The sequence below is a fragment of the Bradyrhizobium sp. Rc3b genome (genome assembly GCF_900114915.1).
Lineage (GTDB): Bacteria > Pseudomonadota > Alphaproteobacteria > Rhizobiales > Xanthobacteraceae > Bradyrhizobium.
In genome coordinates, this window is the sequence record NZ_FOUS01000040.1 from 1 (window position 1) to 12,463 (window position 12,463).

10 protein-coding genes and 1 pseudogene are annotated in these 12,463 nt (G+C 64.1%); 4 read left to right on the forward strand and 7 right to left on the reverse strand.

The features are described 5' to 3' along the window. Positions 1 to 352 precede the first annotated feature (352 nt). Together BM190_RS39085 and BM190_RS39090 are read right to left on the reverse strand one after the other, a co-directional pair. Positions 353 to 571 carry a hypothetical protein gene (locus BM190_RS39085; RefSeq protein ID WP_038972668.1) on the reverse strand — a complete coding sequence of 73 codons (219 nt, stop codon included), beginning with the start codon at positions 569 to 571 and terminating at the stop codon, positions 353 to 355. 204 nt (positions 572 to 775) lie between these two features. Continuing rightward, a complete protein-coding gene (locus BM190_RS39090; protein ID WP_092263344.1) occupies positions 776 to 1,753 on the reverse strand; it encodes a magnesium transporter CorA family protein in 978 nt (325 codons plus the stop codon). Positions 1,754 to 2,090: 337 nt separating this feature from the next. Between BM190_RS39090 and BM190_RS39100 the strand changes: the two genes are divergently transcribed. Next, the gene (locus BM190_RS39100) at positions 2,091 to 2,777 is read left to right on the forward strand and encodes a L,D-transpeptidase (RefSeq protein WP_018321707.1); all 687 of its coding nucleotides are present in this window, start codon (positions 2,091 to 2,093) and stop codon (positions 2,775 to 2,777) included. A 36-nt stretch (positions 2,778 to 2,813) separates the two neighbouring features. Here the strand turns inward: BM190_RS39100 and BM190_RS39105 are convergent, their stop codons facing one another. Then, positions 2,814 to 3,947 (reverse strand): extensin family protein, encoded by a 1,134-nt coding sequence (locus BM190_RS39105; protein ID WP_092263351.1) that lies wholly within the window; start codon positions 3,945 to 3,947, stop codon positions 2,814 to 2,816. Positions 3,948 to 4,012: 65 nt separating this feature from the next. Here BM190_RS39105 and BM190_RS39110 point away from each other — a divergent pair, with 65 nt between their 5' ends. Beyond that, on the forward strand, positions 4,013 to 5,641 hold the full coding sequence (locus tag BM190_RS39110) for a fatty-acid--CoA ligase (protein WP_018321709.1): 1,629 nt from the start codon (positions 4,013 to 4,015) through the stop codon (positions 5,639 to 5,641). A 203-nt stretch (positions 5,642 to 5,844) separates the two neighbouring features. Continuing rightward, a complete protein-coding gene (locus tag BM190_RS39115; protein WP_092263354.1) occupies positions 5,845 to 6,699 on the forward strand; it encodes a DUF1499 domain-containing protein in 855 nt (284 codons plus the stop codon). 69 nt (positions 6,700 to 6,768) lie between these two features. Here BM190_RS39115 and BM190_RS39120 read toward each other — a convergent pair whose 3' ends face one another. The 4 genes from BM190_RS39120 to BM190_RS39135 all read right to left on the reverse strand — a co-directional run bounded on the left by BM190_RS39120 (position 6,769) and on the right by BM190_RS39135 (position 12,164). Beyond that, on the reverse strand, positions 6,769 to 7,686 hold the full coding sequence (locus tag BM190_RS39120; protein ID WP_092263357.1) for an MBL fold metallo-hydrolase: 918 nt from the start codon (positions 7,684 to 7,686) through the stop codon (positions 6,769 to 6,771). 151 nt (positions 7,687 to 7,837) lie between these two features. Next, positions 7,838 to 9,052 carry an acyl-CoA dehydrogenase gene (locus BM190_RS39125; RefSeq protein ID WP_018321712.1) on the reverse strand — a complete coding sequence of 405 codons (1,215 nt, stop codon included), beginning with the start codon at positions 9,050 to 9,052 and terminating at the stop codon, positions 7,838 to 7,840. 127 nt (positions 9,053 to 9,179) lie between these two features. Beyond that, on the reverse strand, positions 9,180 to 10,256 hold the full coding sequence (gene ribB, locus BM190_RS39130; protein WP_092263360.1) for a 3,4-dihydroxy-2-butanone-4-phosphate synthase: 1,077 nt from the start codon (positions 10,254 to 10,256) through the stop codon (positions 9,180 to 9,182). Between the two features lie 177 nt (positions 10,257 to 10,433). After that, positions 10,434 to 12,164 carry a cation:proton antiporter domain-containing protein gene (locus BM190_RS39135; RefSeq protein WP_092263362.1) on the reverse strand — a complete coding sequence of 577 codons (1,731 nt, stop codon included), beginning with the start codon at positions 12,162 to 12,164 and terminating at the stop codon, positions 10,434 to 10,436. A 67-nt stretch (positions 12,165 to 12,231) separates the two neighbouring features. Here BM190_RS39135 and BM190_RS40905 point away from each other — a divergent pair. After that, positions 12,232 to 12,463: pseudogene (locus tag BM190_RS40905) on the forward strand (DUF3124 domain-containing protein); the annotation flags it as partial.

Below are 12,463 nucleotides of genomic sequence, written 5' to 3' on the forward strand. Positions count from 1 at the left end.
CACGAAGCCTCGGGCTCACAGGGACTACCCGCCCTGCCCGCGCCTCTCGTGCCGACGCTGCCGCGTCCACCGCAAGCCCGGCTCGCGACAGTGACGACACATAGTCGCCCCTCTTGGGTGAGCCGGGATGGACGACACATACGCCGAAACCGAATTTCGGTAAAGTGGAATATTTTCGGCGAAGCGGATTGACAGAGCGCGACACAGGCCCCGTTTTGGCTGGATGGGGGTTCAGCCGGTCTCTAACGCACCCGCCAATCGGACGTCACAGCCGATTGTCCTGAACAGAAGGGAAGCAAGGCGATCCAGACAACGCCGCCACAAGACCTGGATCGCCCTCGCCTTCCGTTCCTCAATCGATTCGAATCCGACGTGACCTGTCGCGCGGCCGTGGAGCGGCCGTGCTGAATGCGGTCGAGCAGTCGTCGTCATTCTCACCATCGAGCAGCGGAGCACCACAGTGCCGGCACATGCGTGCCGACATCGACGACGCCTTGCCGCTCGCCAGGACCTGACGATAGTTCGCCAGGTCGATGACGTTGCGGGGCGACGTTATGTGTTTTTCAACCATGGTTGTTCCTCGCGGCTACGCACTGCTTATCGCAGACAAGTTTCGCGCAAACGTTCAGCCCACCGCTCAAATTTTACCGGAGGAATTGCGGCACGGCGAACACATCACGGCGCGGCCGCAATCCCGATCTATTCTGCGACACGATTCACCGTGTCTGTGCGACCGGCGTAAGGTCTCGGTAGCTATTTTCCGAGCGCAACGGGATCAGAGCCACTTCTTCCACTTGAAGAGCCAGTACGGAAGGATCGCGGCGACGAGCATCATCACCAGCGCCATCGGATAGCCGTGCGCCCATTCGAGTTCCGGCATCATCTTGAAGTTCATGCCGTAGATCGAGGCGATCAGCGTCGGCGGCATCAGCACGACGGCCATCACCGAGAACAGCTTGATGATGTTGTTCTGCTCGAGATTGACGACGCCGAGCATGGCGTCGAGCACGAAGGTGATCTTGCTGGAGAGATATGAGGCGTGGTCGGTCAGCGAGGAAACGTCGCGCTGCATGGTCTTGAGCTGCTCGCGCATGTCCTTCGACCATTTCACGCCCTCCACCACCGCGGAGAGGAAGGTGACGACACGGCCGATCGACACCAGGCTCTCGCGAACCTTCGAGGTCAGATCGCCTTTGCGGCCGATCGAGATCAGGATCTGGGAATATTGCTTGGCGTGACCGTGGCGCTCGCTCTCGGGCTCGAAGATGTCGTGGCTGACCTGGTCGATCTCGGCGCCGCAGCGCTCCAGGATGTCGGCGCAGCGGTCGATCACGGCGTCCAGCAGTTCCATCAGCACCATCTCGCCGGTAATGGAGGGCGTGCAGGAGCGGGCAAGCTTGGCCTCGACCAGGGCGAACGGCTTCGGCAGGTCGTAGCGCACCGTCACCAGGCGGTGGTCGCCGAGGATGAAGGTCACCGCCGTGGTCCGGGGCATGTCGGTATCGGAGTGGCACATCAGCGTCGCGGTCATGTAGCGCGCGCCGTTCTCGATATAGAGACGGCTGGAGATCTCGATCTCCTGCATGTCTTCCCGGGTCGGGATGGCGATGCCGGCGAGCCGCTCCACTGCCTTGTCCTCGGCCGCGGTGGGGTTGACGAGGTCGATCCAGACCGCGCTTTCGGGCACCGCGGCAAGATCTTCGATGACAACCTTCTTCAGGACAGACTCGGAGGGAACAAACACCGAAAACATGCACGACTCCAGAGAACCTGCGGCAGAATGACAGCCCTTAGCGCGATTCTGACAAGTTCACGATGACAACCACATTAATGGAGCGTTTGCATTTGTGGCGCGGCCATGGCTCAACTGTGGCACGGAATCGACAGTCCGGCCCCCTTTGGCCCAAAAATCTTCACGGGGCCGCAAAACTTGCGGCAGAAAAGCCACAGCTTGGGTCTCGCAGCGCGGGATAAGGCCTTCAGTGCTGGAATTGTGGCAGATTTCAACGATAATGGAATTAACGGAGTCGAGGAACTTGGGCAGTAAGCTCAGGCCTTCCGCACGGTATTGTTTTGATTGGAACCAAATCATGTCGTCGCTGAAAGTTAAGTTGGGAATTCTGGCCGCCGGCCTGATGCTGTCGGGCTGCATGCAGGCCACGCATTTCGAGGCGACCGACACCAAAGCCTTCAAGCCGAAGGACAAGGAACTGCTGGCCAAAGTTCGGTACGAGAACACCCCGGTTGCGGAACCGTTCCGCCGCGCCATCGTCCAATACCACCGCAAGGAATCGCCGGGCTCGATCGTGGTCGATTCCGACAATCACTATCTCTATTACGTGCTGGATGGCGGCAAGGCGATCCGTTACGGCATCACCGTTGGCGAAGAGGCCATGGCCTGGTCGGGCATCGCCAAGGTGGGCAGCAAGACCGAGTGGCCGGCCTGGCACCCCACCCCCGGCGAAATTTCGCGCCTGGGCGTGCCGACCTATGTCGCACCCGGCCCGGACAATCCGATGGGCTCTCGCGCGATTTACCTCTATTCCGGCGGGAAAGACACGTTGTTCCGCATCCACGGCACCAATCAGCCGGAATATATCGGCGCTTCGATCTCCTCGGGCTGCATCCGCCTGACCAACGAGGACGCGATCGATCTCTATGATCGCGTCAAGCTCGGCACCCTCGTCGTGGTGCTCGAGCCGAAGCATGGCGATTCGCCCTACAATTCGCGGCTGGCGCTCGGCGGCAGCCAAACCGGCCAGGCGGGCAGCTACTGATCGCCTGCTGATCTCTGCGATCGAAAAGCGCCGGTTTCACCGGCGCTTTTTTGTTGCCGGCTTGCGCGGCTGGGACTTGCTGGCATCGGCCGCCGGCTTTTTCGCAGGCGCCGGAGACTTCTCCACCGCCTCGTCGTCAGCTCCTTCCTTTTCTTCAGGCTTGGCCTCGGGCTTGACCTCGGGCTTGGCCGCGACCTCGCGCGGTGGCGCCTCCTCGGGGCGTTCCGCTGGCAGCAGCGGGGCGACCTGCGGCAGGGGATCCCAGACGTTCCACTGGCAGATCCGGTAGTCGTTGCGCCGCTGCGCCAGGTCGAGATGGATATGGTCCTCATGGTACCAGTCCGAGCCCGGGCCGAGCACGGTGGAAAAGCGCGCGCAGACCGAGTGCAGCACGCGCTCGCGCACGTCGCGCGACATGGTGCGGTCGGTGAGGCCGATCGACTGCCCGTTGGTCAGCTTGATGGCCCGGACATCGAGGGCATTGGCCTTGCCGTGCTCTGACAGCAGCGCGCCGACGACACGGTTGCGTCCGCGGCACTCGAACGAATCGAAATTGTCGAGTTCGCCAATGGTCGAGCCGAGGCTGGTGGCCAGCGGCGCCATGTCCTTGCGCAGCCAATCGGCGATCGCCGACGCCATGGTGCAGCGAAGAATCGCCGCCGGCTTGACCGTCACCTTGCGCTTGTCCGGCAGAACGACGGCTTCCAGCCGCACCAGATCCTCGCCGCCACAAGCGCCGGGGCCGCGGATATCCGGAATCGAGGGCGCGATCGCGATTTCCTCGGTCAGCGCAAGACGACAGGCCGAGACCGGCTTCTGGGCTGGTGCCGCAACCTCGGCGGGCTTGTCGGCGCCGGGCTTGTCCGCGAGAGGCTTGCCGTCCGCCTCCCGCGGAGCCTCGTCCGATGCCTTGTCCGATGCCTTGTCCGATGCCTTGGGCGCCTCCTCGGGGCGCGGTCTCGGCAGCGGGATCCTGGCGGAATGAACCGCGGGGCGCGACCGTGGTGCGGCGATACCGAAGATATCCAGTGGGGATGTGTATTTTCGCGCCTCTGCCCTCTCGGCGAGGACGAGCGACAGCCCGAGCGCAGCGGTAACCATTGCCGCGCCAGCGGACATATAGCCGCGACAAGACCATTTGCGGCGAAAGTCCGGCAGGCTAAAACTCATGACAATTCTTTGGCCCAACGCTGAGAGCGACAACGCGCCCAGCGACTTCTCGGAGGAACGTCGGAATGCTTGGTTTGATGCAAGATTGGCCCCTGCTCTGCCACCGGATCATCGAACATGCCGCCAAAATTCATGGCAAGCAGGAGGTGGTTACCCGCTCGGTCGAGGGACCGATTCATCGCACCAATTACGCCGAGATCCACAAGCGCGCGCTCAAGGTCTCGCAGATGCTGGAGCGCGACGGCATCAAGCTCGGCGACCGTGTCGCGACGATCGCCTGGAACACCTGGCGCCATCTCGAGGTGTGGTACGGCATCATGGGGATCGGCGCCATCTGCCATACCGTCAATCCCCGCCTTTTCCCCGAGCAGATTGCCTGGATCATCAACCATGCGCAGGACCGCATCGTGATGACCGACATCACCTTCGTTCCGGTCCTGGAGAAGATCGCCGACAAGCTGACCAGCGTGGAACGCTACGTCGTGCTCACCGACAAGGCGCACATGCCGCAGACGACGCTGAAGAATGTGGTCGCCTACGAGGACTGGATTGCGGAGGCCGACGGCAAATTCAAATGGAAGGACTTTGACGAGAACACGGCAGCCGCGATGTGCTACACGTCGGGCACGACCGGTGACCCGAAGGGTGTGCTGTATTCGCATCGCTCCAACGTGCTGCATGCGCTGATGGCCAACAATGTCGACGCGCTCGGCACCAGTGCGTCCGAGACGATGCTGCCGGTGGTTCCGCTGTTCCATGCCAACAGCTGGGGCATCGCCTTCTCCGCGCCTTCGCAGGGCACCAAGCTGGTCATGCCCGGCGCCAAGCTCGACGGCGCCTCGGTCTACGAGCTGCTCTCGACCGAGAAGGTGACGCACACCGCCGGCGTGCCCACGGTGTGGCTGATGCTGCTCCAGCACATGACCGCCAATAATCTCAAGCTGCCGGACCTGAAGATGGTGATCTGCGGCGGCTCGGCGATGCCGCGGTCGATGATCAAGGCCTTCCTCGACATGGGCTCGAACGTGCGTCACGCCTGGGGCATGACCGAGATGAGCCCGATCGGCAGCGTCGCGGCGCTGAAGCCGCCGTTCCAGAACGCCACCGGCGATGCGCGGCTCGACGTGCTGCAGATGCAGGGCTATGCGCCGTTCGCGGTCGAGATGAAGATCACCGACGACGCCGGCAAGGAGCTGCCCTGGGACGGCAAGACCTTCGGCCGCCTCAAGGTCTCCGGCCCCGCCGTCGCCAAGGCCTATTACCGCGTCGACACCGACATCCTCGACGAGGACGGCTTCTTCGACACCGGCGACGTCTCGACCATCGACGAGGACGGCTACATGCGGATCACCGACCGCTCCAAGGACGTGATCAAGTCCGGCGGCGAGTGGATCTCCTCGATCGACCTCGAAAACCTCGCGGTTGGCCATCCGGCCGTGGCCGAAGCCGCCGTGATCGGCGTGTTCCACCCCAAATGGGACGAACGGCCGCTCCTGATCGTGCAACTCAAGCAGGGCCAGCAGGCCACCCGCGAGGACATCCTCAAATACATGGACGGCAAGATCGCCAAATGGTGGATGCCCGACGACGTCGCCTTCGTCGAGGGCATTCCGCATACGGCCACCGGCAAGATCCTGAAGACGGCGCTGCGCGACCAGTTTAGGGATTATCGCTTCCCGAACGCGGCGGCGTAGCGGCAAAGCAAGCAACGTCATTCCGGGGCGGTGCGAAGCATCGAACCCGGAATCTCGAGATTCCGGGTTCGGCTCCTTGAGCCGCCCCGGAATGACCGGTCATAACAGCCCGATCTCCCTTGAATTTGCCCCCGCGCCGTGGTCTCAACGGCCCTCGTCGCGCCGAACTGGCCGGCATCGCCAACCCCGGCAGAGCTCACTCGATGGCCCGCAGGTTTTCCGCTCCCTATCAGTCGGAGCCCGTGTCCAGCCTCGCGAGCTGGGCGCGCAATCTGGCCGTGTTCGCGGTGGTGGCGGTGGTGGTCTCGATCATCATCGTCCGCTTCGATTTCCTGGAGCCGAAGCCGGCCCTTGCGACCTTCTTCGGCGGGCTCGCGATATCAGGCCTGTCGATCCTGTTCGGGCTCGCCGGCTTTGCCGCGATCTGGCAGAACGGCTCGCGCGGCATGGCGCGCATCCTGCTCGCTTTGCTGATCGACGCGGCGATCCTCGCCTATCCCGCCTATCTGGCCCTGCAATATCGCAAGCTGCCGGCGATCTACGACATCACCACCGACCCGATCGATCCGCCGCGTTTCGACGCGCTGGCGCGCCTGCGCACCGGCGAGGGCACCAACACCGCGGTCTATGCCGGCCTCTATTCGGCGGAGCAGCAGCGCCACTTCTACCCTGATATCGAGCCTGTCGAGCTCGAGATCTCCGTCGACCGCGCCTATGCGATCGCGCTCCAGCTCGTCAACAAGCGCAAATGGATCATCATCGACGAGCGCGCACCGCAGCCGCCGCGCCGCATCGGCCGCATCGAGGCGGTGGCGCGCACGCCGATCATGGGGTTTCGCGAGGACATTTCGATAAGGTTCGTGCCGGACGGCGATGATTCCCGCGTCGACATCCGCTCTGCCTCGCGCAATTTCGACAGCGATCTCGGCAGCAATGCCGCGCGGGTCAAGAAATTCATCGACGATCTCAACACCGCCGCCGATGCCGACGCGCTCAAGCCGGTGAAGAAGACCCCGGTGGCGCCGCCGAAAGCGCCGGCAAAGACGGTGAAGAAATGAAACTGGCGAATGGCGAGTAGCGAATAGCGAATAGCGAATGGAACGCTACTCGCTACTCCCCATTCGCCCCTACGCCATCCGATACGTCCCGCCGATCACGGGATCGCCGTCGGTCGCCACCACGCCGCGGGCGACCAGGTCTTCCAGGTGCGCCAGCACGGAATAGCCGGCGGCCGTCGTCAGCCTCGGGTCGATACCGATATAGATCGCGCGGACCATGGTCGGGATGTCGGTCTCGCCCTTGGCGAGGCGGTGCAGGATCGAGGCCTCGCGCGCCTTGCGGTGCCGGATCAGGAAGCGCACGAAGCGCTGGCCGTCGGGGATCTCGGGGCCGTGGCCGGAGAAATAGAGATCCTCCTCGCGTGCGGCGAGCCGGTCGAGCGAGTCCATGTAGTCGATCATCGAGCCGTCGGGCGGCGCCACGATCGAGGTGGACCAGCCCATCACGTGATCGCCGACGAAGTTGAACTTTCGCTCCGGCCAGGCGAATGCCAGATGATTGGCGGTGTGGCCGGGCGTCGCAACGGCCTCGAGCCGCCAGCCGTCGCCCTCGACGACATCGCCATGCGCGATCCGGATGTCGGGTACGAAGTCGCGATCGGAGCCGGATTCCGGATTGTGCTTCTCGCTCTCGAAGCGCGGGCGCGAGGCCCGGTGCGGGCCCTCGGCATAGACCGGCGCGCCGGTCGCCTGCTTGATCCGCGCGGTGTTCGGCGAATGGTCGCGATGGGTGTGGGTGACGAAGATATGGCTCACCGTCTCGCCGCGCACGGCATCGAGCAGCGCAGCCGCATGCGCCGCATCGTCGGGACCGGGATCGATGATCGCGACATTGCCCTTGCCAACGATGTAGCTGACCGTGCCGGTGAAGGTGAACGGGCTCGGATTGTTGCAGAGCACGCGGCGCACGCCGGGCCGGACTTCCTCGACGACGCCCGGCTTCAGCGGAAAGTTGCGGTTGAACGGGACGTCGTCATTGTCGGACATGGCTTGCTCATTCCTTGCTGACTTCGTCATGCCCGGCCTTGTGCCGGGCATCCACGTTCTTCGCGTGGCTTAAGACGTGGATGGCCGGGACAAGCCCGGCCATGACGCAGTTGGAGAGTTCTCGTGCCTCACGCGTTCACCGCGTAGCCGCTCAGAAAAACGCCTGAATGCCCGTGATGGCGCGCCCCAGGATCAGCGCGTGGACGTCATGCGTCCCCTCATAGGTGTTGACCGTCTCGAGGTTATGGACGTGGCGCATCACATGGTACTCGATCGAGATGCCGTTGCCGCCGTGCATGTCGCGCGCGACACGGGCGATGTCGAGGGCCTTGCCGCAATTGTTGCGCTTCATGATCGAGATCATCTCGGGCGCGAACTTGCCCTCGTCCATCAGGCGGCCGACGCGAAGCGAGCCCTGAAGGCCGAGCGCGATCTCGGTCTCCATGTCGGCGAGTTTTTTCTGCACGAGCTGGGTCGCGGCGAGCGGCTTGCCGAACTGCTTGCGGTCGAGCGTGTACTGGCGCGCGCGGTGCATGCAGTCCTCGGCGGCGCCGAGCGCGCCCCAGGAGATGCCGTAGCGGGCCCGGTTGAGGCAGCCGAACGGACCCTTGAGACCGGAGACGTTGGGCAGCAGGGCGTCTTCAGGAACCACGACGCCGTCCATCACGACCTCGCCGGTGATGGAGGCGCGAAGCGAGAGCTTGCCGCCAATCTTCGGCGCGGACAGGCCCTTCATGCCCTTCTCGAGCACGAAGCCGCGGATCTGGTTGTCATGCGCGGCCGACTTGGCCCAGACCACGAACACGTCGGCGATCGGCGCGTTCGATATCCACATCTTGCTGCCGGTGAGGCGATAGCCGTCCGCGACCTTCTCGGCGCGGGTCTTCATGCCGGCCGGATCGGAGCCGGCATCGGGCTCGGTCAGGCCGAAGCAGCCGACCCACTCGCCGCTGGCGAGCTTCGGCAGGTACTTCTTGCGCTGGTTCTCGTCGCCATAGGCGTAGATCGGGTACATCACCAGCGAGGACTGCACCGAGTTCATCGAGCGATAGCCGGAATCGACCCGCTCGATCTCCCGCGCGACTAGGCCATACGCGACGTAGCTCGCATTGGCGCAGCCATATTCCTCCGGCAGCGTGATGCCGATCAGGCCGAGCTCGCCCATCTCGTTGAAGATCTCGCGGTCGGTCTTCTCTTCGAGATAGGCCTTGGAGACGCGCGGCAGCAGCTTGTCCTGGGCGTAGGCGCGGGCGGTGTCGCGCACCATGCGCTCGTCTTCGGTCAGCTGCTCGTCGAGCAGGAACGGATCGTCCCACTGGAAAGAAGCCGCAGCCGGCTTGTCCTTGGCCTGAGGGCGCACGCTCATGAAACGTCCTTTCGTCTGGTTCCGTCAAAATTTGCCCGACAAAGTAAAGCGCCGCGGCAACAAGTGCAATTGCATCCTGGTTTCGGTCGTTCCGGGGCGCAACACCGACGAACCGGAAATGCCGTTGTCAGGTTTCGAGCTGCTCGTTGGCAACGATCTCGATGCCGAAGCCGGACAGGCCCTTGTAGTCGTGCACCGAGGAAGTGAGATGCCGGATCGAGGTGACGCCGAGATCGCGCAGGATCTGCGCGCCGACGCCGACCTCGCGCCACTGGCGGTTGCGGTCGGCCTCGGTCGCGCTCTCGTCGGGCAACGGGGACACGGGGACACCGGCCGCGCCGTCGCGCAAGTAAACCAGGACGCCGCGGCCTGATTTCTTGAAATGCTCGAGCACGGCCGCCATGCGCTTGTGGCCGGTGAAGGTGTCCTTGACGATGTTCGGCTTGTGGAAGCGCGTCAGCACGTTCTTGCCGTCACCGACGCCATTGTAGACGAACGCGACGTGGGCGATGGAATCGAACGGCGAACGATAGGCATAGCCCTGCAAGGGTCCGATCGGGCTTTCGGTGACGAAGGTCGAGACCCGCTCGATCAGCTTCTCGCGCGCCTGGCGGTAGGCGATCATGTCCGCGATGGTGACGTGCTTGAGCTTGTGCTGGGCGGCGAAGCGGGCGACCTGCTCGCCCTTCATCACGCTGCCGTCGTCGTTCATCAATTCGCTGATGACGCCGACCGGCGGCAGGCCGGAGAGCTTGCAGAGATCGACGGCGGCCTCGGTATGGCCCGAGCGCAGCAGCACGCCGCCATCCTTGGCGATCAGCGGGAAGATGTGGCCGGGCCGGGCGAAGTCATTGGCACCGACATTGGGATTGGACAGCGCGCGGCAGCAGGAGGCGCGCTCCTCGGCGGAGATACCGGTGCCGCCATCGGGCTTGTAGTCGATCGACACCGTGAAGGCGGTGGTGTGCGCGGAATCGTTGTGGGCCACCATCGGATCGAGCCGCAGGCGGCGCGCGTCCTCGGTGGTCACAGGCGCGCAGACGATGCCTGAGGTATGGCGGATGATGAACGCCATCTTCTCGGCGGTACAGAGCGAGGCGGCGACGATCAGATCGCCCTCGCCCTCACGGTCCTCGTCGTCGGTGACGACCACGAGCTCACCCCGGGCAAAGGCCTGCAAGACTTCCTGGACGCTATCGGGCATGTCCCAATCTCTATCGGTTGTGGGCGGGAGGCTTAGCCGGACTTGGGCCGGGGCGCTAGTGTCCTGGACGCAACCGCATATGCCTGACGGCAGGCCTGCCAAGGTGGGCAGGCTTGCACCGAAGATACCAGGGATATAGGCGCGGAATGCCGGGAAGGAAGACGGCCGGTCCCCGCGTCAGGGCAGCACTTCGCGGCGCTCGCCGAGCCGCTGGTCGAGCTCGGCGCGCTTGTCGGTCAGCAGGCCGGCCTGCGCGGCCTCGATCACGGTAAACAGCTCATGAGCGTCGCTGAGGCGGGTCACGGTGACGTAGCTGGCGCCGGCCGCATAGAGCTCCTCAACGTCCGACAGGAGATCGGCCGTGGCCACGATCAGGGCGGTCGGATTGAGCGCGCGGACGTGGCGGACCAGCTTCTCGTTGCTGGCGCCCTTCAGCAGCGAATCCGGCACGCTGAGGATGATCATCTCGGACTTGCCGACGCCGGCATGGAGCAGCGTGTCCGCGCTGCTGATGTCGCCATAGATCACGTGCAGGCCGCGCGACAGCAACGTCTGGTACACATTGGGGTTGAAATCGACCACGGTGATCTGCTCGAGCAGCACCGGCGCCTGCCGTTCGATCTCGGCCAGCAGCGCGCTCGCCGCACGGAAAAAGCCGAGGATGACGATACGGCGGGCCTCGCCATGGCCGCCCTCGTGCCCCTCCTCGGCATGGCCGTTGCCGTGGTCGAGATCGCGCAGGCCGATCCGCTTCAGGGGGCCGATGGCCCAGCGGGTGATCTCGTCGCTGCGGCTCATCGCGAAGGTCGAGAGCACCGCGAGCACCACGAAGGCGAAGGAGGCGGCATTCGCCGTCTGCGCTGCGATATGGTGATCGGCAACGCCGGTCTGGATCACCACCAGCGAGAACTCGGAGATCTGCGCGAGGTTCAGCGCCGGCAACAGGCTGGCGCGCAAGCCCTGCTTCATCAGATAGAGCGGCGTGAAGGTGGTGACGAGGCGGCTCACCACCGTGAAGGCGGCGATCATCAGGGCCAGCCCGATAACGGAGAGACCGGGGACGGGAATGGTCATGCCAAGCGCGACGAAGAACAGCGTGATGAAGAAGTCGCGCAGCGTGGTGACCTTGGCGGTGACGTCGAGCGCATAGGGAAAGGTCGAGAGCGAGACGCCGGCGATCAGGGCGCCCATCTCGCGCGACAGCGACAGCCGCTCGGCGGTCTCGGCGACGAGAAAGCACCAGGCCAGCGCGCCGAGCAGGATCAGCTCGGGCCGCCGGGCGATCTGGTGGAACAGCCGCGGCAGCACGTAGCGGCTCACCAGCAGAGCTGCGGCGACCAGCACCGCGACACGACCGATCGAGAGCAGGATGACGCTGGCTTGCAGATTGGCAAGGCTCGGCTGCACCGCCAGGAACAGGATGGCGAAGATGTCCTGCAGCACCAGCACGCCGAGCGTGATGCGCCCCGGCAGCGTGTCGAGCTCGCGTTTCTCGTAGAGCACCTTGACGATGATCACGGTGCTCGACAGCGCGCAGGCGACGCAGAGATAGACCGCATCGAAGTGCCCGCCGCCGAGCGACAGGCCGATGCCGACGAAGAACAGGACCCCGAGCAGGCAGCCGCCGAGCAGCTGGCCACCCGCCGCGAACAGGATCACCTTTCCCGCCCGCACGATCTTCTTCAGGTCGATCTCCAGGCCGATCATGAACAGCATGAAGATCAGGCCGAGCTCGGAGATGACGCCGATCGATTCCTGCGAATGGACCCAGCCGGCGCCGAATGGACCTATGCAAAAGCCGGCGATAAGATAGGCCAGAATGAGCGGCTGCCGGGAGAAATGGGCGAGCAGGCCCAGCATCCAGGCAAACAGAATACAGAGAGTGATGTCGCGAATGAGCTCATGCATGCCAAATTGGTCCGTTTTGCCGCACCCTAGAGACGGGTTGCGGCGCGGCAAGCGAGCAATTCGTCACATGCGAAAAGGGCTGTTCGCAGCAATGCTGCTATGCCCCCTCGCCTTTGCCATGCCCGCCGTCGCACAATCCAAGGTCAATATTGAACAGAACTTCGCCGATTCCCTCGCCGCGCTGCCGAAGGAGGAACTCGCAATCTCCGGTGGATTCTACGTGCCTGCCTATTCCAGCGTCGCAATGAGCCAGGGCAAGCTGCGCGTCGACTTCTCGGTGACCTTGAGTGTTCACAACG